The sequence below is a fragment of the Erythrobacter donghaensis genome (assembly GCF_002155425.1).
In the GTDB taxonomy this organism is placed as follows: domain Bacteria; phylum Pseudomonadota; class Alphaproteobacteria; order Sphingomonadales; family Sphingomonadaceae; genus Erythrobacter; species Erythrobacter donghaensis.
The window spans coordinates 1-23,133 of the sequence record NZ_MUYG01000006.1 but is presented as its reverse complement, the minus strand read 5'-3'; the positions used below and the strand labels follow the sequence as shown (position 1 = coordinate 23,133).

The following is a 23,133-nucleotide window of genomic DNA, read 5'->3' as shown; positions in this document are numbered from 1 at the left end:
GCTGAGCAGCACCTATCTGATCGCGTTCGGCAGCAACCGGCGGCACCATATCTATGGCCCGCCCGAGGGGGTGGTGCGTGCGGCGATGGAGGAGCTTTCCGCTTTCGGCACCGTCACCGCGCGCTCGCCCGTGATCGCGACTCCCGCGATGGGCGCGGCGCAGCGCCGCTTCGCCAATGCCGCAGTGGTGCTGGAAAGCGAACTCGATCCGCCCGCGCTGCTCGCTGCGCTCAAGCACACCGAGCGCGCCTTCGGGCGGCGGCGCGGGCAGCGCTGGGGCGACCGGGTGCTCGACTGCGACATCATCCTGTGGAGCGGCGGCGCATGGCGCAGCGCGGGGCTTGCCATCCCGCATCCCGCCTTCAGGCAGCGCCGCTTCGTGCTCGATCCGGCCTGCACCATCGCCCCGCATTGGCGCGGTCCGAACGGCGCTTTGACGCTCACCCACCACCAAGCCCGCTTGACCCGCCCGCGCCCCCTGCCTAGGTGAGCGCGCCGGCCGCAACCACGCGGCGCAGATGTGGGCCCGTAGCTCAGTAGGTAGAGCAGCTGACTTTTAATCAGCGGGTCACAGGTTCGAATCCTGTCGGGCTCACCATTTTTCTATTTATTTTTCATATATTTAAGGATCGGCAGCGCGGCTAACGGCAGCCCGATCGACGATCGAGTACCGATTAAGCACCGCTACACAGCGACGAGCGCCGTTTTCCTCAGCCTTGTTGAGTGCCGCTCTGGATCGCCCGTAGGGCTTTTGTTACGCCGTTGCTCATGTGGCGCTTCGATCAGGGACGCATCGAGTACTTCCAGTTCGATGAACTGCGTAAGATTGCGAAGTTTGCTGTCGGGAACGACCTTCGGTCAGCTTCGCGTGGCCCGCTCGTTTCAGCCACGGGCCTTCCGTTCCTTCCCGCGGACGCTGCTTACCCGCCGTGGCGAAATTACTCGCGAGTATTTCGGACTGCGATGCTCGTCGCAAAGATCGGCGGAGTGGCAAGGCCGACACGTGTAGCCCAACTCCTAGCCCAAGATGGCGTCGTAACTTCTGACGACTACTTCCACTTTCTCGCTCAGGCGTTCACTGACCCCGCTCCGTCGTTCCAAGAGTGGGCTCCGAGCGCTTCGCCTCGGTTCCCGCTGCTATTCACTCTAAAGTTTCTGATTGCCCGCTCTGTCATAGGCGAGCCCATTGTTCCGATCCGCGAAATTTTGGGCGCTTACGAGAAGAGCGGGTTCGTGGGGGATGAAGGCCAATCGGCATACTTAGCCTTGGCCAAGAAGCAGTGGTCGTCAGCTGACCATCGGCAGGCGCGCGAGAGCATCCAAGTGATCGGCCAGTTGTCTTACCTTTCAGCCTCTTCCTCTGAGGTTATCGTGACCCTGGATGACGAAGACGCGCTAGACCTGTTCGAAAGCCTGCAGGCAATTCGCGGCGCCCAGAAGGGCGATAGCGAGCAGGAGATCATGCGGGTCGCGGGTCTCTTCGAGAGCGCCGTGGCCGAGCTCGATATTGACTTCGCCAAGTCCGTACTGGACGAGACAGTTGAAGCGGGCTTCTCAGAGGGCACAAGGGTCGAGAAAACGCATATCGTTCTTGAGCGCAACGCGGCGGTGCGCAAGGCCTTCTTCGACAAGAACCCGACCACCACATGCGACTTCTGTAACAGGGACACAAACAGCGAGTTCCCATGGTCAGACCGTGTACTTGACATTCATCACGTGTTACCGCTTTGTTCCGGTACAAGGTCTGACAAGGGCGGCACGGTCCTTGGCGACCTGGTTGCTGTTTGCCCAACCTGCCACCGCGCCGTCCACCGCTTCTACGCGCAGTGGTTGAAGGCAAAGGGTCGGAAAGACTTCACGGATGCTGCCGAGGCCCGTGCCGTTTACGACGAGGCCAAAGATTTGAGGAATGAACCATGACAGCTGCGCAACTCAGGACGCGGGCTTTGGACAAAGAGGCATGCTCGCAGCAAGCCCTGATCGATCAGGCGGAAAGGTCAGGCGGAGATCTTGCAGCTACGCTGGAAGCAGCCGGATGGACCTACGATGACCTGACCTATAAGAAATCGAGCGAAAAAGCTTGGAAAGGGGGCAGGCCAACCGAGCTCGGAGATTTCCAAAAGCTTGTCGATGGGGTGCCGATTGTAAGCTTTTTCACGGGTTGTGGGGGGATGGACCTTGGGTTCGAGCAGGTCGGTTTCGAGAACGTGGCGGCCTTCGAGTATAATGAAATATTCTGCCGTACGCTTAGGAAGAACCGACCCTCTTGGAAGGTGTTTGGCCCTCCTTTTGGTACGGGTGATGTGTCGAAGTTCGACGAAGTCGTGCTGGCGCTGGAGCCGCTCGTCGACACGCCATTTGAAGGCATTTTCGTAGGAGGGCCACCTTGCCAGCCGTTTAGCATAGCCGCAAATCAGCGCTTCTCTCGTTCTGGTGAAAATTTCAAACGGGTCGGGTTCGCGCACGAGAAGAACGGCAACCTTCTCTTTGACTACGTGAACCTCATTCTACACTTTAAGCCGAAGGTCTTCGTCGTTGAAAATGTGTCCGGCCTGCGCGATCTCGACGGCGGTGAGCAGTTGGCCGCCGCGATCAAACTACTCGAGAAGGCGGGATACGTCGTAAACGAGCCGACGGTCTTCAACGCCGCAGATTATGGAGTCCCGCAGTATCGGGAGAGGCTCTTTGTTGTCGGCTCACGAACCAATGGCGAGTTCAAGGTGCCGAGCAAGAAAGAACATGTGGGCTGCGGGAGCGTTCTGAAGAGCTTGCCCAATGGGCTTCCCAACCACGAAACTCGGTCGCACAAGGCTGGGTCCATTGAGCGATACGCGCGTCTCAACTATGGCCAACGTGACCAGCTAGGGCGAGTTGATCGGCTCGATCCGACTCTACCCTCAAAGACGGTAATTGCGGGTGGCACCAACGGGGGCGGTCGCTCTCACTTGCACCCTGAGATACCGAGAACTTTGAGCGTACGTGAATGCGCTCGGTTGCAAACGTTCCCGGATGACTACGTGTTCTTGGGCCCCACTGCTCGGCAGTTCACTCAAGTGGGAAATGCGGTTCCACCGGTCCTGGCTGCCACGTTGGCTGTCGCCTTGGCTAAGGCTTATTTCTAGCTAGCGCCGGAGCAGATGCTGCGATGACAAGGCCGTAATCATCGGCAGTGATGCGGTCATCTTCGCATCTGGCAAGTCAGTCGCGGAACAACTCATCTGGCCGCACTTTGAGAGCATGCGCGATCCTGCCTAAGACCTCGACAGACGGGTTCCTACGCCCACGCTCGATGCCACCGAGGTAGGTCAGGTCGATCTCGGCATCATGGGCAAGCTGCTCCTGGGTCAGCCCACGCGCGACCCGGATGCGCCGCACATTTGCGCCCACGATCCTACCCCATTCCATTGGTGGACAGAGCAAGGCTCTTTGCGACAGGGTCTAGGGACTATATGCCCGATCCAAGAGATGCCGACAGTGGAGTGCCTGATGAGTGTAGTTTTCCGTCTTGCCGTGCTCGCTGCTTTGGCTGCCATGATCCTACCGGTCGCAGCCGACGCAAAGAAGAAGCCCCGCGAGGTCTGGTCGGTCAGCCGGACATCGGACCCGATCACAGGCGACAGCAGCTGCGTCGTCACCGCCTACGACTCCGTCGGAAGGCTGAAGTACTCGCGCTTCGGCTTCCTCTATCCAGTGGTCGAGAACAACTCGAAGCTGGGCTTGCTGGTCGGGGTGAGTTCGGGCGGCACCTACCGCGTGCCGACCGGCGACATCCTCTGGCGCGTCGATCAGAACCCGCACCGGACGCTGCGGGCCGTTGACAATCCCGCCTTGGCTGGAAGTTCGATGTTCGGCCCATCCCTGAAGACTGGTGACGCCGAGACGGACAAGAAGGTCGAGGAGGCGATGGCGAGCACCGGCAACATCGTCGCATCGATGACAGCGACGAGCACGGTGGCCAGTGGCGATTTTGCCCGCGAGATGCTGGACGAGATGCTTGGCGGCCAGGCGCTGATCTACCGGCAGGCGCAGGCTGCACCGGCCTACGGCCTTCCGAGCGGCGCAGCGAACCGCGTCGGCCAATACACAACCGACGAAGGCCATGTCCCGATCAAGCTCGACGAGTCGTTCCGACGTGGCCTTGCTGAATGCGGGATCACAACTGCGGCAAGTTAAACCGATCGCAGGTTTGGCAGTCGCGCCTTGTGCTGCTTTGGTCGCCGCCATGAGAACGACCGCGGCCACATCTGGCAATGAGAGAGGGACGACCTTCGAGGTACATCGTCTCCGGGAACCCGGCGAGTATGGCGCGGCACGTCCACCGCTCATCGAAGTCTTCGCAGGATTGGATCGTGCGCGCATCGCCGCGCTTGGCTACGCGCTCGACGGACCCACTGCCGCAGGCGACCGCTTCACGGGGCGTGTCCTTGTGTACCGAGTATTTCGGATCGGCGGCGAGAGGGTCAACGAGACGCTCATCGATGACCTCGACGAGCGCGTCGCCTTCAGAGTGTTGAACGAACTTGCCCTGCCACGCGCCGACGCGATGGCAGTGTCCCTTGAGCGGCTACAGGGCGAAGTGAGCCGGATGGCCCAAATCTAGGTCAACCCGGCCATCTCGAAAATCGAGAACATCCGCCCCTCAGCACCGTCGAAGCCCTGGCAGTCAGCCAGAGCCCGCACTGTGCCCGCGAGCTCACCCTCGCAGTGCCGGCCGATCACCTTCACCGACGACGCGGTGTTGCCCGAGCGATCCACGGCGACGGTCGCGACCACCTCCATGCGGTCGGACCGCCGCGACGGCGTTAGGCGGCTTACGGGATCGCCGATGGGCTTGGCCACTGCCAGCCATGCCTCGCTCGCAACACAGTAGAGGTCGGCGTCCAACCCGCGCAGGACGGTGGCTGCCTTGGCGTACCATTCGTCGCGGTTGCCCGCTTCGAGTTCGACGAACCCTACCCTTCCCTGTACGACCACGCACAGCATCAGGTCGATCTGCCGTTCCGGCCCGCCCATCTGATAGTAGCTGAGGTGCATTGAGGCCACGAGGTCGTGCAGGGCCTGGGCATCCATTTTCTGCTTCATCGGTCTGTCTCCTTGTTACCGGAGCTCAGCCTTGTCGCGTTTCGGCTGCCGTGGGAGCGCTCGGTGAGCGCCGCGCTCGCGACCTGCCACAACCGGCCATCGAAGCGACCAGAAGCGACGAGGCCCGGCCGAGCAAACGACCGGGCCTCCCGCCTCGCTCAGTGCGGCACGTAGACCTTGATGGGCCGGTTCAGGTTCGCGTTGAAGTCGATTGCCCAGATGTCCCGAATCCAACGGCGCAGAAACGTCGTGCGCCCCGGTTCGGTCACCCACTGGGGCTCGTAGCCGAGCTCGTCCAGCAGCCACCGGAGGAAGCGCGCCTCCTCCCGATCCATGTCGTCGGGCTTGAGGCCGGTTAGCACGGTCCAAGCATCGCCGAACGTGATGACCTGGTGACCGGCGAGGGCGCGGACGCCCTCGACGATCACCCGGTACGACTGCGCATCGGTCATGCCCAAGGGCAGGACGCTCACGCGTTGAGCGCGCGGTCAGCGCGCGTCCGCTGCGGCCAGGTGGCGTTACCGGGCTTGCCGACGGGCAGGCCTTGCACCGCGACAGGGTCCATGCCGGGGTCGACCGGGACAGCCGCCCACGCGTCGATGCCGGGTGCTCCGATCATGTTGCCGGCGGCGGCACGTGCCGCGGCTTCGCTGCCGCCCTCGGCGACGACGAAGCCGATGCCGTCAGCGCGGCGGTGGGCAGTTTCGGTGGGGTGGAAGATGTAGATGGCCATGGTAGGATTTCCTTTCGGTTGGGGTTAGGTCTGTATGGTGCTCAGTCGGCCGGCTCAGGTGCCGGGTTGCGACGTGCATTGAGGCCAGCGGCGATGCGATCCGTGGGGTTGATCTCGGGGGCCTCGTCCTCGGCCTCCTCGTCATCCACATCGTCATCCTGCGCGTAAGCGCCGATCTCATCCTCGCGCTTCTTCAGCATCGCGATCTGAAGCGCGCGGTGCGGGTTGCCCTTGCCGGTCTCGAATTCCTGGTCTGCCTGAAGCGCTTCCAGAACGCGGCGCTCAGCCTCGACCAGCGCCTGGCTGAGCTCGCGGTGCAGTTCGCCGAACATCACGTCGGCCAGTTCGCCTGCGTTGAACGGGCGATCGTCGCGGCGCATGTTTCCGATCCGACCGCAGAGCGCGGCGGCCAGTTCCTTGTCCTTGGTTGCTGCGGCGAGCTCGGCCATGCTGGCGAGCTCGACAGGGCCGGAATGCTCGATCTGCTGCTGGATGCGGCTGCGCCGCTCCGACCCCAGCGTGTCGCGCATCAGCATCTGCATGGGCGAGCGATAGTGCACGTCGGCGGATCGGACCCGTTCGGCGAGCGCGGACAGTTCGCGGGTCAGTGCCAGCCGAGCGTCCTTGCTCTGACGCGACAGTTCGGCGCGGTGGCCGATGAGCGCCTTCCTAACCACCGAAGTGCGGTCGCGCGCTTCAATGCCATCGAGCGAGCTCTCGAGGTCGCGCCGACGGCGTTCGAGGTTCGACACTGCATTGCGAACGAGATTATCGTGCTGGTTGCGGTTGTGATGGATCTTGGTGAGCGTGGTGCGGATGTCGCTTTCGGTCATCCACGCGGCGCCGAGGTTCGCCTTCGTCTTGTTGGGGTTGGGCATGGTATTCCTTTCCGTTGAGGCTCTGGCATCGCGCCCGAGGCTGAACGTTTCGACCATGCCCGGGCACACCCTGGACGAATGGCCCGCCATCTGCGGACCCGGTCGAAGCGCAGTCGCCTCGAACTCGACACGAGCAAACGGATGCGCTCGCCGGTCAGCGTTTAGGACCAGCGAACGGTGCCCGCTGCGGTGCTTGGTGGCGACCACAGCGGACAAGTCATTCGAAGGCGAGACAGTTTCTCGGGATCGTTCGCTGATTGGCTGTCAGGCGGCCTCGATCTGGGCGGCCAGCATCTGCAGGTAATCCACGTGCGCTTCGAGATTGTAACTGATCTCGCTCAGCTCCTCTCCCTTGAACGAGTTCGCCAATGCATTCCACGTCTCTCCGATGCTTGCATCGGCGAGAGCGCTCTCAATGGCGGCCTGCTTGCTGCCTTGGTCGGGGTTCTTCCGCCGTTCGGTCTCGCGAGCCCTCGCGTCCCGCTCTTCGTTCCACTTTGCTCTCTCTGACTTTGCCTCGGGAATGCGGGCAACAAGCTCGTCAAGCTGATCGTCATTCAGCTCGAAGAGAGGCGGGTCCTCGACCATCCTGTTGCCGACGAACTCATTGATGTACTGGCGGCCTGAGAGCTTTTCGTCGAAGCGATCGATCCAACGCACGTACTCGAAGGGGCCCATCGGCAGGTACCCGCTCGCCGCAACGAAGGCACCCACGAGCAGTCGCAGTTCACCCTCTTCAAAACTCCATTCCGAAGAGCCTCCTTCGCTCACTTCGCACAGCATGTGCTCGTAGTCTGGACTGTCCATCATCGGACGTTCCAGGTCCGCCCAGCTGTCAGCCATGGTCTTGTCCGGCACTCGGATCACCACATCAGTGAAGTTGTCTTCCGGCTGACGCGGCATTGCTCGCACATTGTCATTCGGCATTCGTTTTCTCCTGCTTCCGCGACCCCAATTGGCCGCAGAGGGAGACTATCTATGAGCAGGATAAATAATTGAAAAGACACAGTAAAAATTGAACCTTGACCACGTTTTCTGCGAGGGCTGAGAAGTTTTCGCCTCTTTTCCGAAGCTTGCTGGCCCCCGAACGATATTTATCCACAGGCACTACTGGAGCCCCATTTTCGGTGTTTGGCGCGGTTCTGACGGCGAATCACTCTACCAAACGCGAACCGTTTAAAGGGCTTGGGCAGGTCGACGCTCCGACAAGCAATCAGGTGCCAGAATCGTCAAGCGCATTTGGATGTTGCAAAACTTCTCCCGACGCTCCATATAGGTGTACCGTCCATCAGGAAAATCAAGATGCCCAAGCCCAAACTCGTCGAAACCAAGACCGAACTTCGCACCAACACGGTTGCATTCGCACAGACCGTTCCCGCCTTGGCCGCATCCGGCGGCACTGTGTCCGACGCGATCGGGAACGGGTGTTCCCACGCGGTCGAATGGGTGGCATTCAAAGAGGGGGATCAGTGGCTCGTCGCCTTCTGCAAGTACGTGGGTTACAATAATCTCACCTTCCCGCTCTACGACCAGCTCCGCCAGACGCACCTGACGGGCACTGACACCAAGCGCCGTGTCGAGAAGTTCGGAGGCACGTATTACGGCGTTGGTCGCGATGCCGGAATCTCGTCCAATCACCCCGCCGTCGAGGCTGTGAAGCAGGTCTGCGCCCTATTTGGGAAGACCCCCAAACGCACGGCAAAGGTCCGCGTCTATGAGCAGGATGATCGTCCGGCGACCATGGATGTGGTCCTCGCCGCGATCCGCGCCGCCGACTTCACGAAGGACGAGCTTGAGACCCTGTTCGACGAAGTTCGCCGGGCAGCTTGAGTTCCAGCGGCTGGCAGGCCTTTACCGAGGCTTGACCAGCCGCAACCCCTCGATGCCCGGTGAACCAGTATGCGGGGCCTCGAAGGTGGGTTTGATCACGGGTGCCTGCCTGAACCGCTCCTGCTGTCTCGCAGCCGCGGCGCTCCACTCGTCGATGGGGACGTGGGTGGGCACGAACAGTATCCCGCCACCTTCCACTGCCTGACCCTTGCCGTCGTCGCGGTCGCGCCAGCCGTACTGGCTCTTGCCCAGGAAGATAGCAGCGACCGTGTCGCCGCCGCGGGCCATGCCCATCAGCAGGTCGCGCAGTTCCGCCTCCTCGGCGTCCTTGCGGGCTTCGATGGCGTCGCGCAGTTCCTCGCTATCGTCGATCAGCCGCTTGAGCGTCTTGACGGTCGTGCCCAGTGCCTGCGCGATCTGGTGGCGGGGGTATCCCTGCGTCAGTGCGGTAGCGACCGCATGGCGGCCGTCGTCGGTCAACTCGACCTTGTTCCAGGGGATGGGCCTGAGCGGCTGGCGCGGCCCCGCCTCGTCCAGCGGATCGACCGCAGCGGCTGCCCTCTCACGCCTTGCTCGCTTCCTCGGTGAACCTACCATGTGCGGGCAGATGCCACGCGGGCGTGGGCGAGCGAAGCCAGCGTCGGCCTATATGGATCGAAGATGCTCTTGGAGCTGGTAGCTTACCTGAAGCTCAGCGACAGGTAATTTAGCACATACCTCCCCCACGGTGACCTCCTCGACGCCGTACTGGACATATTTGAGTCGGTTAGGGATCGGATGTTGGGGAACCTTGATGCGATAAACGTTGCGCCAAACGCCGTTTCTCCAAGACGCATCAACTCCCTTGTCGTCGGGGTCGAAGGGGCGCCAGACAGCGACGGTGCCGTAGTCCACCTTTACCGTACCGAACTGCACTTTCTGTTCGGGAACATCGCGGACGGAATAGACTACGCGGTGCCTGACCGACGACGAACCATCCAGTTCGACCGATTGAGTGTTATCTGTCCAGCTGCCCATGGCTTTCTCCCATTCGAGCCATTGGGCCCGCCCAAACGGTGCTTACTGCGGTGCTTGTGCGATGCAAGGTGGTCCAAGCTATTCACCATGCTGGATATTCGCCGGATGCAACCTTGAATTGCCGATCAGTGGGTGTCCCACGCGGGCCCGTATGTGCGGGCATTATGCACGCGCGCGCGCCTTTTGGGTCCGGGCGGAGAATGGACGGCCGCACCGATGACCATGGGTTTGCCCGTCATGCCGATCCTCCATACGTCCAATCCCCCTGTCTTGCCGGTAAGGCACGGCTAAGCCTTTCATTGCAAAAATCTCTAAGTTTCTATGTCTCTCTAAGCCATCAGCCTATCAAACCCAGCGTCAAGCAACATTGAAGGACATAGAAACATAGTCATTCTCGGGATAAGCTGACGAACCATGTCTTGGTGGCCGTGTCTTGCCCGAAGGCTTAGAGACGCGGCTCTGGGCGACCGCGCCTCCCTGGCCCTGTCTTACACCATCTTGCTCTCCGTATATGCCCGCTCGCGGCCTGCTGGACCGAGCGCTTCGGCGGCCGCGTCGTCGGCGCGGTAATAGATCGTCATTCCTTCGCCGTTCTTGTTGCGGCCGCTATGGTAGCCGGACACCTTCAGCCACTTGCGGATCGCGTCCAGCAGCTGGGTGTCGGTCGCGTCATATCGGTCGAGAGCGCCGTCCAAGATGAGCTTAAGCACATCGTTGGCCGTGAACAGGGCGCCGACCTCGCCCATCAGCCTGGCCAGTTGCTGGAAGTCGACCGGTGCGTCACCGTCCGCTTGGAGGCTGTCCCGCTGTATCGACGCCTTGGCCGGCGTCATCGGTGGGTCCGTGTCGTAGAGAACCAGCCCGACGCCGAGCCGTTCGATGCCCATGTCATCCCACCGCACCCGCTTGGGTGCCCACACATTCAGGAGCCACCACCGCACGGCGGCCATAGCCTTGCGGTTCTGATAGTTGGCCTTCAGCCTGCTGAAGTATGGGGCCCGCTCGTCCATCGGCTCGGGAGCGGGACGCAGGTAGCAGAAGCGTCGCTCGTCCTCGCCCGGCGATATGTAGAACTTGAGGTCCGGGTTGCGGTTGATGATGTAGTTCGTGCCGTTAGGCACCTGCAACTGGCTCTCCCTGTGCATCGGACGCACAGCGATGAAGTCCTCGGTGAGCGGGGCCTTCATCCCTTCGTAGGCCTCCCGTGCCTTGCTCCAGTTCGGGAAGCCGATTTCCTCCCCGAACAGGTTCGCTGCGGAGACCCGCCACGAGTCGTACTTGTCGGTCATCTGCGTAGGCCCAAAGTCGCCGCAGTTGCGCCAGCCTAGCATGGTGCTGAGTCCGAGTTTCATCATACCCTTCCCGGCGCCCTGCGCGCTCTCGAGAACGAGTGCCCAACGCACCTTGCGCCCCGGCTCCAAGCATCGCGCCGCCCAGTAGTCTGTGATGATCTCCTGCTGCAGCAGATCGCCGGGGAACAGGCGCTCGATCTCTGCGAGCCACCAGGACGCGTCCCCCTCGACCGCCTCCAGCGTGGTGTCGTACCAAGAGTTGAGCGCGAGATCACTGTGGGTTCCCATGTCGATCGGAACCAAGCGCGGCTTGCCGGGGAACGCGCCGCACATCCGCACTGAGGGGATGTCGATACCCGCGCGTCCCTTCTTGATGGCGTCGAGGAGCGACCCCTTGCCGTTCGACTTGGCCCAACCGGGCCCGTGCTCAATCTCCAGCCCCCTGTCGTCAAGCGTCTCGCCGGTTTCCTTGTTGACCCAGAGGCCCGTCGAGCGGTCGCGCACAAAGGTCGCGTTCAGCCATCTTGCGTACTCTTGCTGGTCAGCAGCCTGCTTCAACTTCCGCAGCTTGCCTTTCTCAAGCTTAACCGCGCGGGCCTTGGCCGCATTTGCCTGGAGCTTTGCCTTCGCCGGGTCGATTGAGCCGTTAGGGGCCGCGTCTTCCAATTCATCAGCGAAGTCGTTTGCCACGGTGGCGGCGTTGATGAGGTCGCCCCTGTCCGCTGCAATGAGCGCCTTGAACAGCGTCTTGACGGTAATCCGCTTGCCCGCGTCATCGCCGTGAAGGCTATCCCACCGGCGCCCAATGATCGTAGCGTTGTCGGCGTACTGCGGGTCGGAGATAGACCAGTCGATGAACTCCTGCCGCGCATCGCCCGCAGACGCGTGGTGGCAGGCCATCATCATGTCCAACCATTTGGACTGGTCTCGGAAGTCCGTAGGGTCGAGCCCGGAAAGCATCCGCTCGACCTGCTCGGCGTCGAACTCGCCCGCGCCACTCGCTTCGCTGACGTCGGGGCGGCGGATGAGGTCGAGAAGCGCGTCGGGCGCAGCCGCTGCGTCGGCGACCGGTTCAGCTAGCGTGTCCCATCGGTACGGCTTGCCCGTGTCAGGGTGGCTGCTGCCGGGCGCGACCATCTGGCGACCGTAGGCCTTGAACTCAATGCCGGGGTAAGCCTCTAGAGTGTCGACGGCGCGGAAGCCTGGGGGGACGGTCATGTAGAAGTGAATTCCACGCGATCCGGTGTCCACGCGCGGCCACTGGTCGAACTTGATGCCGAGTTCGGCTTGCAGCCGGGCGACGGGGTCGTCACCATCAATGAAGTTGCGGGGGTCCACATCGACGACGAGGTCGATCTCACGCAGGCGAACGCCCACGTTCACGTTCGCACTCAGGCAGTCGCGTGCTTCATCGACGTCCAGAGGAACGGCATTACGCCAGCCCTTGTCCGGCACCTTGCCTACCGACCTGCCCCGCGCATCCAGTGCGTTTGGCGCATTCAGCCGTATCAGCTCGTACCCGGTGCCGCGGTACGGTTCCAACTGTTCGGGTTCGAACTCAAACGTTGGCGTGTTGCCCCCTCGCGAGGGGCTATTGGAGATTTTGTCAGACACTTTCGATCCTATTGGTTGGGCGTTGTTGGGTCTGTCTGCAGCGGGCCAATCCCATTCCGGCTCCCGCCTCGGGGCGCTCTCGTCTTGTCAACGAGGGCGCCCCTTCCTTTTGGGCGCCTAGCGCGCTCGCTCGGCGCGGTAGGCGTCGAGGTCTTCGATCTTGTAGAAGTACCGGCCGCCGTCTTTCTGGTATGGCGGGCCCTTGCCCCTGCACCTGTTGGACCGCAGGGTTCCCTCGGTCGAACCGATGTATGCTGCGGCCTCGGTGGGGGTCATGATGCCGCAGTCGAGTCGCGCCTGCCGAGCGGCCTCCTGCGCTTGCATGAGCGTCATTTCTTGCTTCCTCCGTTTCAGTCGCCGGCAATCTTGCGGCGGGTACGGAGGTGCCCTGCGCCTTTCGGCGTGCACGCGGTATCAACGTTTGCTGCTGCTGGAAGTTGTGGCGGTCAGCCGCCGCTGCGGACGAACTGATCCAGTTCATCCCTGTGGTAACGGACCAATCGGTCCTGCACGACATGGTAGCGGGGGCCCTTGCCCGACGCCCGCCATGTCTTCATCGTTCCGGGTGTGGTTCCGAGGTATGCGGCGGCGCCGTCACTGTCGAGCCACGGGCTCTGCGCCCTGGCCAGTTCCTCGCGCAGGATCGCCCGCATGTCTTCGATTGTGATCGTGTCCACTCACGCCTCCTGCTGCTTGGGGGCATGAGTGGACGATCGACGGATTATCCTAACCCATTACTCCGACGCGGGCAGGACGAGAGTGAAGCCCAGCGGGTCCACGAATTCGCCGTCACGCGTCTCGGTGACGTCCGGTAGCGCAGCGTCGAAGACGAGGTCTTCGAGCGCCTGCGCGTGCGTTCTGAGGTGCTCGACGAGGTGGTCTGCATGCACGTATCCGCCGGATGCGCCAGGCAGCTTCTGGCCGAGCAACAGTGCGCTTTCGGCATAACCAACACCAGCCTGAATGTAGAGGGTGCGGGCGTGGTGGCGATACTCGTGGGGCGAAGGCAGGCCCTTCTCCTTGGGCTCCTCGACGTGGCCGCTGCGGCTGGTAACGGAGGGCCACAGCCATTCGCTGTTCAGCGGGCGGTCCTGCTCCATCCGCACCGCCAACACCTTGGCCAGCCGCCACCCGATCGGCAGCTTCAACGGATCGTCCGAGGTCTTCATGTGGGTCAGCGTCAGGACCTTGCCTGCAAAGTCGACGTCCTCTCGCTTGACGTTCAATATCGACGACCGGCGGGCACCCGTCAGTAGCATCGCGACGTGCAGGTCGCGACGGGCAGGGCTGAGGCGCATGACCTTGCCCCACCACTCTTTCATGTCGAGCGGCGCCACCTTTCTTCGCCGCGTTGTCGGAACCCGAAGCGCGGCGACCGGATTACCGTCGAGGCTCTCGTCAATCCGCATGGCGGTGTTGATGACCGCCCTGAGCGTCCGCATGACCGAGGCTGCGGTGGGCTCGCCATGCTTTCGCTTCAGGTCGGCGAACAGGTCCCGCACCATCTGGCGCGAGATGTCAGCCACGGCCTTGTTCCGACAGTTCTTGAGGTAGTGATCGAGATGATAACGGTAGCCCTCCTCGGTCCGGGGCCTGTGCTGCTTCTCGTCGAGGTGGGCGTCCAGCGCGGCGGCCAAAGTGATGCCGGTCTCCTCGGGCCCGTCGGTCGGGTCAACGCCAGACTGTATCTGGCTCATCAACACGCGGGCGCGGTTGCGGGCGTCGCGCAGGCCGATCCTGTCCACCCTGTCGATCTTGACCCGCACGGTGCGGATGTGGCGACCGTTCCGCCTGACGTCGCCTTGGACGGCGTAGGATCGGGTGGTCTTGTGGCAGATGACCATGAGGCCCTTGACCTCGGTATCGCGGTGGATGCCCGATCCCAGGGGCAAGTCCCTGATGCGGGCTTCGGTGAGCTTGGTGACGGCCATGCCGACATTCTCCTTCAAGTACCGCGCCAGGCACCGAACGGCCATCACCCTTGATTGCCGCCTGCTGACGCTGATTGACTGGAATGTCGTGGTTTTACATGCTTGGGAGCGCCTGATTGACCATGATTGACGCCGATTAACCCACTGATGCCGCACTTTTAATCAGCGGGTCACAGGTTCGAATCCTGTCGGGCTCACCATCCACTATTTTTCAAGGGCTTAGTGCAAGCGCGAGGCCAGTTGTCTCTCACCATTGTCTCTCAGCCCCATGCCATCCCCGAATCCTCGAAATATCGGACAGAAACGGCGCCGTGGCCGTGAGGCGAAGCGGCTGGCACGAGATCGCAAAATCTTCGGAAAACTACGGCTCTTGGTGGCTGAAGCAGAGCGCCGTCATGCCATGTTCGGGGAGCCTGTCGAAGCCCTGTCAGTATTCTATGGGAAAGAAACGAAACCGGCATCATGGGAACTCAGCCCCTTCCCCATGGGAAAACAGGTGAATGGGAGGCCCATGCCGCAATGGGAAGATCTGTCCCAATGGATGAAGGTAACCATGGCGACGGTGGTTAGTGACGAGTGGGAGCTGCTCACATTCAACGTCAACCTACACCCCGACCTTGAGGCTGAGCTGGTTGCCAATGGTGATGTGAGGGGGAAGCTGTCCGAGCGGGTGCGCAAGCATGTGACCCGGTCGCTAGGGGCAGGCCGTGAATACTTCTTTGTCATCGAGGGCCACAGCAACTGGACGGGCTCGCAAACGCACCTGCACGTCCATGGGGCATTGGCTGCAAGGGATGGTGAGAGCCTCGAAATGATCGAGGATGTGCTATGCAAGGCTGCCGGCCATGACATGCGCGGTAGAGGGCGGCCTGATCGAGCCGCTAGGTCGAAATGGTTTCAGCTCATGCAGGTCGCCTACCCCAACTACCTATTCAAATTCACGCTGCGGCGCGATCCGCGTCTAGATGAAAAGAGGCTGGTGATGTCGCGGGCGATGACGCAGGCGGCCCGTGATTTCTGGAACGACATCGCTAGGCCCGACCTCGGTTGAGAGTTGTTGCAAAGTTGTTGACCGAATCCGGCATCTTTTTCGCCTCGCTTGCGTTCGGCGTCACTGAACTTCTTCCTTGTGCGCAATTCTGCCCTTCACCGGCGCTGGCCAGAATTGGCTGAAGTCTGCGGCGTTCGGGCCACCGGAGCTGCGCGTCGTGGTTGACCCGATCAATATCACATCTGCCATTGGAGTCGCGGCAACGCGTAATACATGATCCTTCAAAAAATCTAATGGTATAGCGACTGACCGGCGTTGCGCGGGCAGCCAATCTCCCTATGGTCAATGGCACGCACGAATGGAGATTCACAGGTGGCTGAAAAGGAAATGTCGAGATCGACGATGACACTGCTGATTTGCAGCACGATTGCAGTGGTGGGCGGCGTCGGCATTATTGTGCTGAAGCCTGAGAGCAATGACCCCTACGCCGAATGTTACAATTTCTTCGGAGTAAAAGACACCGAATGCGCTGCAGCGATCGCCCGCGATCGCATCATGAACAGCGCCTTCTAAACAATCCAAGGTCGAGGTGGTGTTTCCCACCCGACTTACGTCTGTGGTGCTCGTAGACCTTGTGCAACGTCAACTTGCACAAGGAAAAATGCAGTGCGCTTCAAGCTTTTCGAATGTCAGATACTACAAAACTCTGGAACATCCATCTGCCACATCGTCTCCTCGGATATGGAACATGCATCGATTCTCATCGAGGACCATTTCGTAGCACTCGGCCTGACCGAGGCTCGCTACAAACTTCAGCGCGTCGATGAAGTGTTGCCGGAAGAGTGGGGTGGTGGCGCCGAGCTCGACGAGATCCTTGAGAATGCCCCGGCGGGCCTAGTGAGTTTCACCGACATTGGATGGGTTGCTCATACCGCGCCGGTCCACAAGCTCCGGCTGTTTGCGTCTGAGGACAGTAGGGGAATACCGATTTACGCCGCAGCCCCAAACAAAGGTGTCGCTTTGGCCCTAATGGTCAACACACAGCTGCCACGCGCTGGTCAGGTCTACACCTTCGACATCCGCGACGTCACCGACACCATCGTCGAGCCGGAGCGCAAGAACCTCGACAAGGTGCTCGCGGCTGGTCAGGCGGGCATCGCAGAGTGCGACGAGGAACACGACGGCTGGTGGGTATGGTAGAGATTAGGGGAGGTGGGCTGCGGCGGTGCAAAAGCTACCGGCACGACCCAGAGTGATCTTGACTGTCACAGCCCGCCGCCCATGGTCGATTGCCATCGGAGAACCCTCGTGAGAACCAGCTTGCATGCCACATCGCTTGAGTCCCCGAAGGTGGATGTCACCGACCAGGAGATATTGCGGAAGCTTGAGACCACAGATTGGAGCTTTGAATCTCGCATAATCCAGCACGAGGTCGAGAGCGTCCATCCATATCCGGCTAAGTTCATATCAGACCTTCCCGCTGCAATCTTGGACGCACTTCCAAGCCGCCCGAATACGCTATTGATGGACCCTTTCTGTGGCAGCGGAACCACTTTGGCGGAGGGGCAGAGAAGAGGCTTGCAAACGATCGGAGTAGATCTGAATCCGGTTGCATGCTTGATCGCAAGGGTCAAAACCGCACCCCTGCCGAAGTCGGCTGCTCAGAGCGCGGCCATGGTTCTCGATAAGCTCGGAAATTCCGCAGCTCTTGTTCCCCTTATTCCCAACCTAGGCCACTGGTTCAAAGGTTCGGTGCAGGCCCAATTGGCAAATCTAATGCAGGCAATCAGCGAAGCGCCTGCGGCCGATCAGGATTTTCTCAAGCTTGCAGCATCAAGCATCATCGTTCGCGTTTCCAATCAGGACAGTGATACTCGGTATGCGGCTGTTGATAAGCCAGTAACTGGCTCCGACGTCGCAAAACTGTTTGAACGAGCGTGCAACAAACTTTACGAAGCGTTGGAGCGTCGAGACTATGATCTTGTGAACAGCCGCGTGATCGAAAGTGACATTCTGTCATTTGATTGTGAAGACTTAGAGAAAAAAGTAGGAATCTTCATTACATCCCCGCCATACCCCAACGCCTACGAGTATTGGCTTTATCATAAATACCGCATGTGGTGGCTTGGGCACGATCCTCTTGCGGTCAAGCAGAAGGAAATAGGTGCAAGGGCTCACTTCTTTAAGAAAAATCATCACACGGCTGACACATTCATTGAGCAGATGAGTGCTGTATTCGAGATAATGAATTTCGTTGCGGCGCCTAAGGCATGGGCATGCTTTGTAGTAGGCAGATCAAAGATACATGGACTTATTGTGGATAATGCAAAAATTATCGAAGATGTTGCGGCACAAGCGGGATTTGAGCCGTTCTTTCGCACCGAACGAGTTGTAAAGAGCTCAAGGAAGTCCTTCAATCTCTCCCATGCGAACATCAAGACAGAGACAGTCCTGATCCTGCGAGGCGCGCAATGATACACCTCGACTGGAGTGAGTATCGGCATTTTCCTTATGAACGGGAACTGGCATTGCGGGAGGCTACCGCTGTGCTTGGTTGTGAGGCCAGAATTTCATCTGAAGGCGACGTCTTGGTCCCTACAGGTGACCTGAGCCTCACACAAAAACTCACCTATTTTTCCCGCGCTCGCAAGGGGAATGACTGTGCATCCACCCTGCAAAGTCGCCTGGAGAGCTCCGGTTCGGGTAACAGCCGGCGGCAATCGACACGCTATTCCGTGCATGGTCTTCATGAATATCGCGGGAAGTTCAATCCGCAAGTATGCAGCGCTCTCATAAACGTCTTAGGACTTTCAGAAGGCGATAGGCTGCTCGACCCTTTCTGTGGAAGTGGGACTACTCTGGTAGAGGCGGCTCACCGCGGGATCGAGGCGCTCGGGACAGATCTCAATCCCTTGGCTGTGTTCATATCTAATGCCAAGCTGGGGGCCCTCAAACTTTCGCCGGCAGATCTCCGTCGGACCCTTCAGCGGCTTTGCGCAGAGGCTCGGAAGGTTGAAGCACAAGAAGATGCCGGAGTGCGATTGGATTACCTCTCGGCGTGGTTCGAGGATGAGCCGCTCAGGCAGATTGAAGCGTTGCGAGTGTGCATCGAGGCTGAAATTGCAGATTTCCGTCCATTCTTTTTGGTGATCGCAAGCAACCTTTTGCGCGATTTCTCCCTCCAGAACCCAGCGGACCTGCGGATACGTCGTCGGGTGAGCGCCAATCAGACTGAGCACTTCGTAGACGCATTTATGAGGAGCGCAGAAGTCGCGATCGACAGACTAGAGGCCGCATTGGCCATCCTTGGGTCAGTCGATCCGATCGGGCGGGCACTTGTCTGCGACAATCGCTTTATCGATAGCGCGGTCCCCAAGGTTAGGTTTGACGGCGCCATAACGAGTCCGCCGTATGCAACTGCTTTGCCCTATATCGACACTCAGAGGTTGTCGTTGGTTTGGCTGGGATTGTTGTCGCCATCTGAGATTAGGTCGGTAGATGGTGATCTGATCGGCAGCCGCGAAATGGCGCCGGCGGAGAAGAGGCGAATGCTTGAGGCTCTCGTCTCAAATTCGGCATCGCTACCGGACAAGGAAGCGACATTCTGCGCGACCCTCCACAGCGCATTGGGGCCTGAAGATGGATTCCGGCGTGCTGCAATGCCGATGCTTATGTATCGCTATTTCAATCTGATGGCCCAAGCGTTCGAAGGGGTGGCAAGGTCAATGAAGCCTGGTGCCCGCTTCGCGCTCATAGTCGGACACAATCACACTCAGCTTGGCGGTAGGCGCTTCGAAATAGATACCCCTGCGCATCTCGCTTCCTTGGCAGCACATCGTGGCTGGGACGTCGAAGAGGTTACCGCGCTCCAGCCCTATCAACGCTACGGCTTGCACGCGGCAAATGCGACGAAAGAGGAGTCGCTCATTATCTTGGAGCGGCGCAGCTTACCACTTGGGGGATAATCCAGAGGGTAGCCAGCAAGCTCCACGACTGGCCATCCTCTCGGCTTTCGTGTCTGCTTCCCACACCCCGGCGATCGCTGTCCCTAAGGCGGAGTTTGGGTCGGTGAACGTCATGCGGAAGGCCGCATCTTCGATAGTCGGCCATTCTAGGATGGCGAGATCGCCTGCTTGAGGAATGCGAGTTCCGTAACCCTCTAGCTCAGCTTTGACCGGGGTGATCGCCGCCTTTGGCAGGACTAACCTGAGGTCGGCATGACCCGTATCTCCCTTAGTGTAGCCGTATGACATCAATCCAGTGGGGGTCTCATCTGCTCGGATCTCTTTCCCATCATCTACGTAGCGCAAAAGAAACGGAAATTCGGCACGAGGTCTGTTGCGGTCGCCATAAAAGCCGAACCTGATGCTTGAGACTGCCGAAATTGGGACACTCAAGTTCGCCGTTCCGGGTGCGTCCCTCCAATGCCGGTCGTTGTCTCGGCTCAATCTGACAATGAGGCCCATCGCGTCTCCCAAAGTGAACCCGGTTAGCGCTTCCGCGCCAACTGTCGGGCCCTCAGCAGATGGCGAGAAATACATGTATGGTGGATATGGAGGGGCGTGTTGCACGATGGCCAAGTCCAGATCATCATCCGGTGCTTCCGCGGGTGGAGCGCCAGTGCTAACGGCTTCTTTCTGCTGCGGCTGCTGCAACTGAACCAGATAGGTCTGCTTCGGACGATTGGGTGGTTGCCCTCCGGCTCCCTTTGGTCGAGGTGCGCTGGGAGGCCGGGCGAGGCTTAGTATGCCGTCGTCCTGAAGGCGATTTACATCCTCAGCATTCGAGACAAGCTCGAATCCGGGTCGATCTTGTTCGAACCAGTCATCGACCGCTTTCGCAATCTCATTGAGGATTTCGTCGGAGTCGCCGGTGGCGCTATCAAGCAAAAGCCCAGCCTCAATGTGCCTTGCCGCAATACCGGGCAAGGTGAAGTTCGCAGAACCGACATACGCGAGTTGTGAGCCATCGTTCCGCCGAAGGTGGATCGTCTTCGGATGATAATAGGCTCCTGAAAGGTAGACGATCCCTAGCGATGATCTTTCGCGTGGGAGACCCAAGGCTTCGACCAGTTCTCTTACGTGAGAGGCTACAGTGCCACCATCATTCGAGCCGATCACAAAGCGTAGAAGGGCCCCGCCTTCCTGCATGGCAGCGAGGCGCGGCAAGAAAGGGCGAACGGCGTCGCGGCTGAAGAACCCAGACTGAACTCGCAGCTGTGTAATGGAGTTGGTGAGCTCCTGTTGGAGCCAATGAGCAACCGCCTGATCTTCACTCCGCGTGCCGCTATCGATGTAACGCATAGTCTTCCCCTATTTCTGGGAAGGATAGCAGGCATTTGTCCTATTTCCAGCGCGACTGCACCAACAGTCGAGGCTTGAGCGTCTGCATAGAGTATACCCTCCCGAGGCGTCTCAAAGCATCCACAGAGTGTCTCATATGACTTCGATTTTCTCAATGAAACAGTAAGCTGCGCTGACTCTAAACCTAAATGAGACAGCGAAAGTGAGATCATGAGCATCGTCGGTTATGCGCGCGTCAGCAGCAGCTCCCAGAACCTTGCAGTCCAAGAGGAGCAATTGGCCGAAGCGGGCTGCGAGAAGATCTTCGCGGAGAAGGTGACCGGGACGACACGCGATGATCGTCTCGCTCTCGCAGATTGCCTCGACTGGGTCCGCGAGGGCGACACCCTTGTAGTAACGAGATTGGACCGCCTCGCGCGATCAGGTCGCGACCTTCACGACATCATCGCGCATCTGTCTGACAAGCGTGTCGGATTCCGGTGTTTGCAGCAGGGCGCGGTGGACACCACGACCAGCATGGGTAAGCTGATCCTTAGCATTCTCGGTGCAGTCGCGGAGTTCGAGACCGATATTCGCAAAGAGCGCCAACGAGAGGGGATAGAGCGTGCAAAGGCGGCCGGGGTGTATCAAGGTCGTAGAAGCACCATAGACCCCGCTCAGGTGCGTTCTCTGCGCGATCAGGGCCTTGGTGCCACCAAGATCGCCCAGAAGCTCGGGATCGCACGAGCAAGCGTCTACAGGGCTCTGAAAGACGAGGCGGTCTTTGTAGCATAGCGCAGCACTACAAATCGAAGAGGTCCTAGCCCTTGCCGGAGTGTTTCACCCTGATGTAGCCAATCAGGCGGTGTTTTGGCATTCGAGCCATCCACCGGGGATGGGGTGTCCGTTTCCGGGGAGAGGGCGGAAGTGGTGCAATGACCGCAAGTGGGTGGATTGTGTTGAAAAACTCCTCCTTGCAATCGGGCTAAAGTATTGATTCTATGTCTTGGCAGACAAGCGGAGACGGTCGGATGATGGGTGAGCGGACGGTGGCGCAGGAGGCCCTGTTCTACAGCTTCAACCTGGAGCGGCATGTTCCGCAGGATCATTTGCTGCGCTCGATCGATCGGTTCGTCGACCTGTCGGGCATTCGCGAACATCTGCGTCCCTTCTACAGCTCGACCGGACGACCGTCAGTTGATCCCGAGTTGATGATCCGGATGCTGATCATCGGCTACTGCATGGGCATCCGGTCCGAGCGGCGGCTGTGCGAGGAGGTGCATGTCAACCTCGCCTATCGCTGGTTCTGCCGCCTGGGGCTGGAAGGCGATGTGCCCGACCACTCGACCTTCTCGAAGAACCGTCACGGTCGCTTCCGCGACAGTGATCTGCTGCGCCAGCTGTTCGAGACGACCGTGGCGCGCTGCATCGCCGAAGGACTGGTCGGCGGTGAAGGGTTCGCGGTCGATGGCAGCCTCGTGCGCGCCGATGTGAACCGCCAGCATGCCGTCGATCAGGCCGATGGCTTGCCGGACCCGGCCACCAGCCATGCCGTTCGCGAGTATCTGGCTGTGCTCGACGATGCGGCCTTCGGGGGCGCAACCCCGGTGCCGCCCAAGCAGTTGGCGGTGGCCGATCCGGCCGCACGCTGGACAGCGGCAAGCCGCGAGCGTGCCTTCTTCGCCTATGCCACCAACTACCTCATTGATCTCCAGAACGCAGTGATCGTCGATGTCGAGGCGACCACCGCCATCCGTCAGGCCGAGGTGACCGCCCAGCGCCGCATGATCGACCGGACGCAGGAGCGCTTCGGCCTCTGGCCCGAGCGGCTCGTGGGCGACACCGGATATGGCGATGCAAGGAACCTGTCCTGGCTGGTCGAGGAGCGCGGCATCGAGCCGCACATCCCTGTGTTCGACAAGTCTGCCCGCCGCGATGATACCTTCGAGCGTTCGGCCTTCACCTTCGACCATGAGGATGACAGCTATATCTGCCCTGCTGGCAAGCGGCTGCGCCAGAGGCAGAAGGTCTATCGCGAGGAACGTCCGTTCGTCGATGAGAACGGCATGTTGCGTTACCGCGCCAGCAAGCTCGACTGCAGTGCCTGCGCTCTCAAGCCGCGCTGTTGCCCGACCCAACCAGCGCGCAAGATCCTGCGTTCAGTCCACGAGGGCGCCCGTGATCTGGCCCGCGATATCGCCACGACCGACGCCTATCTGGTCTCGCGCCGCCAGCGCAAGAAGGTCGAGATGCTGTTCGCGCACCTCAAGCGCATCCTCAGGATGGATCGCCTGCGCCTGCGAGGTCCAAACGGCGCAAGAGACGAGTTCCTCCTCGCAGCCACCGCCCAAAACCTCCGGAAAATGGCCAAGCTGATCCCCATGCCAGCCACCACAGCCCCCGCATAAGCGGGGGCGAAGCCTCAGAGCGCCGCTCAGGCTCGCGCCAGCGCCGATCTCAGCGCCGGGTTTTTCAACACAATC

The 23,133-nt window shown here is 60.4% G+C and carries 26 protein-coding genes and 1 tRNA gene; 14 read left to right on the top strand and 13 right to left on the bottom strand.

Features of this window, described 5'->3' with window-relative positions:
* Position 1: 1 nt before the first annotated feature.
* The 4 genes from folK to BZF59_RS01430 all read left to right on the top strand — a co-directional run bounded on the left by folK (position 2) and on the right by BZF59_RS01430 (position 3,122).
* On the top strand, positions 2 to 490 hold the full coding sequence (folK, locus tag BZF59_RS01445; protein WP_086606727.1) for a 2-amino-4-hydroxy-6-hydroxymethyldihydropteridine diphosphokinase: 489 nt from the start codon (positions 2 to 4) through the stop codon (positions 488 to 490).
* A 32-nt stretch (positions 491 to 522) separates the two neighbouring features.
* Positions 523 to 598 (top strand) — tRNA-Lys (locus tag BZF59_RS01440).
* Between the two features lie 170 nt (positions 599 to 768).
* Positions 769 to 1,920 carry an HNH endonuclease gene (locus tag BZF59_RS01435; protein WP_086606726.1) on the top strand — a complete coding sequence of 384 codons (1,152 nt, stop codon included), beginning with the start codon at positions 769 to 771 and terminating at the stop codon, positions 1,918 to 1,920.
* A complete protein-coding gene (locus BZF59_RS01430; protein WP_086606470.1) occupies positions 1,917 to 3,122 on the top strand; it encodes a DNA cytosine methyltransferase in 1,206 nt (401 codons plus the stop codon). Before BZF59_RS01435 ends, BZF59_RS01430 begins: the two co-directional genes overlap by 4 nt.
* Before the next feature lie 76 nt (positions 3,123 to 3,198).
* Here BZF59_RS01430 and BZF59_RS01425 read toward each other — a convergent pair whose 3' ends face one another.
* Entirely contained in the window at positions 3,199 to 3,405 is a 207-nt protein-coding gene (locus tag BZF59_RS01425; protein ID WP_086606469.1) for a helix-turn-helix domain-containing protein, read from the bottom strand.
* Between the two features lie 81 nt (positions 3,406 to 3,486).
* Between BZF59_RS01425 and BZF59_RS01420 the strand changes: the two genes are divergently transcribed.
* Both BZF59_RS01420 and BZF59_RS01415 read left to right on the top strand, forming a co-directional pair.
* The gene (locus BZF59_RS01420; RefSeq protein WP_143738057.1) at positions 3,487 to 4,173 is read left to right on the top strand and encodes a hypothetical protein; all 687 of its coding nucleotides are present in this window, start codon (positions 3,487 to 3,489) and stop codon (positions 4,171 to 4,173) included.
* Between the two features lie 49 nt (positions 4,174 to 4,222).
* Positions 4,223 to 4,600: a hypothetical protein gene (locus tag BZF59_RS01415; RefSeq protein ID WP_086606467.1), complete on the top strand. Its 378-nt coding sequence runs from the start codon at positions 4,223 to 4,225 to the stop codon at positions 4,598 to 4,600.
* Here the strand turns inward: BZF59_RS01415 and BZF59_RS01410 are convergent.
* From BZF59_RS01410 to BZF59_RS01390, 5 genes are all read right to left on the bottom strand, one after another.
* Positions 4,597 to 5,082 (bottom strand): hypothetical protein, encoded by a 486-nt coding sequence (locus tag BZF59_RS01410; protein WP_086606466.1) that lies wholly within the window; start codon positions 5,080 to 5,082, stop codon positions 4,597 to 4,599. The genes BZF59_RS01415 and BZF59_RS01410 overlap by 4 nt on opposite strands.
* Positions 5,083 to 5,240: 158 nt before the next feature.
* Positions 5,241 to 5,555, bottom strand: a complete 315-nt coding sequence (locus BZF59_RS01405) for a hypothetical protein (RefSeq protein ID WP_158094242.1) — start codon at positions 5,553 to 5,555, stop codon at positions 5,241 to 5,243.
* Positions 5,552 to 5,815: a hypothetical protein gene (locus tag BZF59_RS01400; RefSeq protein WP_086606464.1), complete on the bottom strand. Its 264-nt coding sequence runs from the start codon at positions 5,813 to 5,815 to the stop codon at positions 5,552 to 5,554. The genes BZF59_RS01405 and BZF59_RS01400 overlap by 4 nt, the downstream gene beginning before the upstream one ends.
* A gap of 41 nt (positions 5,816 to 5,856) precedes the next feature.
* Entirely contained in the window at positions 5,857 to 6,900 is a 1,044-nt protein-coding gene (locus BZF59_RS01395; protein ID WP_143738056.1) for a hypothetical protein, read from the bottom strand.
* Positions 6,901 to 6,957: 57 nt separating this feature from the next.
* Entirely contained in the window at positions 6,958 to 7,620 is a 663-nt protein-coding gene (locus BZF59_RS01390; protein WP_143738055.1) for a hypothetical protein, read from the bottom strand.
* 375 nt (positions 7,621 to 7,995) lie between these two features.
* Here BZF59_RS01390 and BZF59_RS01385 point away from each other — a divergent pair, with 375 nt between their 5' ends.
* Positions 7,996 to 8,523 (top strand): hypothetical protein, encoded by a 528-nt coding sequence (locus BZF59_RS01385; RefSeq protein WP_086606461.1) that lies wholly within the window; start codon positions 7,996 to 7,998, stop codon positions 8,521 to 8,523.
* 21 nt (positions 8,524 to 8,544) lie between these two features.
* Here the strand turns inward: BZF59_RS01385 and BZF59_RS01380 are convergent, their stop codons facing one another.
* From BZF59_RS01380 to BZF59_RS01355, 6 genes are all read right to left on the bottom strand, one after another.
* On the bottom strand, positions 8,545 to 9,003 hold the full coding sequence (locus BZF59_RS01380; RefSeq protein ID WP_143738054.1) for a hypothetical protein: 459 nt from the start codon (positions 9,001 to 9,003) through the stop codon (positions 8,545 to 8,547).
* A 165-nt stretch (positions 9,004 to 9,168) separates the two neighbouring features.
* Positions 9,169 to 9,540 (bottom strand): hypothetical protein, encoded by a 372-nt coding sequence (locus tag BZF59_RS01375; RefSeq protein ID WP_086606459.1) that lies wholly within the window; start codon positions 9,538 to 9,540, stop codon positions 9,169 to 9,171.
* A gap of 488 nt (positions 9,541 to 10,028) precedes the next feature.
* The gene (locus BZF59_RS01370) at positions 10,029 to 12,446 is read right to left on the bottom strand and encodes a bifunctional DNA primase/polymerase (RefSeq protein ID WP_086606458.1); all 2,418 of its coding nucleotides are present in this window, start codon (positions 12,444 to 12,446) and stop codon (positions 10,029 to 10,031) included.
* Positions 12,447 to 12,563: 117 nt separating this feature from the next.
* Complete coding sequence (locus BZF59_RS01365; RefSeq protein ID WP_086606457.1) at positions 12,564 to 12,779, bottom strand: helix-turn-helix domain-containing protein; 216 nt, start codon at positions 12,777 to 12,779, stop codon at positions 12,564 to 12,566.
* A gap of 113 nt (positions 12,780 to 12,892) precedes the next feature.
* Positions 12,893 to 13,123, bottom strand: a complete 231-nt coding sequence (locus BZF59_RS01360; RefSeq protein WP_211277332.1) for a helix-turn-helix transcriptional regulator — start codon at positions 13,121 to 13,123, stop codon at positions 12,893 to 12,895.
* A 57-nt stretch (positions 13,124 to 13,180) separates the two neighbouring features.
* Positions 13,181 to 14,377: a tyrosine-type recombinase/integrase gene (locus tag BZF59_RS01355; protein ID WP_086606724.1), complete on the bottom strand. Its 1,197-nt coding sequence runs from the start codon at positions 14,375 to 14,377 to the stop codon at positions 13,181 to 13,183.
* A 373-nt stretch (positions 14,378 to 14,750) separates the two neighbouring features.
* Here BZF59_RS01355 and BZF59_RS01350 point away from each other — a divergent pair, with 373 nt between their 5' ends.
* The 5 genes from BZF59_RS01350 to BZF59_RS01335 all read left to right on the top strand — a co-directional run bounded on the left by BZF59_RS01350 (position 14,751) and on the right by BZF59_RS01335 (position 19,333).
* Entirely contained in the window at positions 14,751 to 15,428 is a 678-nt protein-coding gene (locus tag BZF59_RS01350; protein WP_158094241.1) for a hypothetical protein, read from the top strand.
* 312 nt (positions 15,429 to 15,740) lie between these two features.
* On the top strand, positions 15,741 to 15,941 hold the full coding sequence (locus BZF59_RS15955; protein WP_143738052.1) for a hypothetical protein: 201 nt from the start codon (positions 15,741 to 15,743) through the stop codon (positions 15,939 to 15,941).
* Positions 15,942 to 16,034: 93 nt separating this feature from the next.
* A complete protein-coding gene (locus BZF59_RS01345; RefSeq protein ID WP_086606455.1) occupies positions 16,035 to 16,568 on the top strand; it encodes a hypothetical protein in 534 nt (177 codons plus the stop codon).
* Positions 16,569 to 16,718: 150 nt separating this feature from the next.
* Positions 16,719 to 17,843, top strand: coding sequence for a DNA methyltransferase (locus tag BZF59_RS01340; protein ID WP_158094240.1), 1,125 nt, complete (start codon positions 16,719 to 16,721; stop codon positions 17,841 to 17,843).
* A complete protein-coding gene (locus tag BZF59_RS01335; protein ID WP_086606453.1) occupies positions 17,840 to 19,333 on the top strand; it encodes a TRM11 family SAM-dependent methyltransferase in 1,494 nt (497 codons plus the stop codon). Before BZF59_RS01340 ends, BZF59_RS01335 begins: the two co-directional genes overlap by 4 nt.
* Here the strand turns inward: BZF59_RS01335 and BZF59_RS01330 are convergent.
* Positions 19,316 to 20,671 (bottom strand): phospholipase D family protein, encoded by a 1,356-nt coding sequence (locus tag BZF59_RS01330; RefSeq protein ID WP_086606452.1) that lies wholly within the window; start codon positions 20,669 to 20,671, stop codon positions 19,316 to 19,318. The two genes, BZF59_RS01335 and BZF59_RS01330, sit on opposite strands and share 18 nt — an antisense overlap.
* 210 nt (positions 20,672 to 20,881) lie before the next feature.
* On the opposite strand from BZF59_RS01330, the gene BZF59_RS01325 reads away from it, so the two are divergent.
* Both BZF59_RS01325 and BZF59_RS01320 read left to right on the top strand, forming a co-directional pair.
* A complete protein-coding gene (locus BZF59_RS01325) occupies positions 20,882 to 21,445 on the top strand; it encodes a recombinase family protein (RefSeq protein WP_086606451.1) in 564 nt (187 codons plus the stop codon).
* A gap of 236 nt (positions 21,446 to 21,681) precedes the next feature.
* Positions 21,682 to 23,058 carry an IS1182 family transposase gene (locus BZF59_RS01320; RefSeq protein WP_086606213.1) on the top strand — a complete coding sequence of 459 codons (1,377 nt, stop codon included), beginning with the start codon at positions 21,682 to 21,684 and terminating at the stop codon, positions 23,056 to 23,058.
* The last annotated feature ends 75 nt before the right edge of the window (positions 23,059 to 23,133 follow it).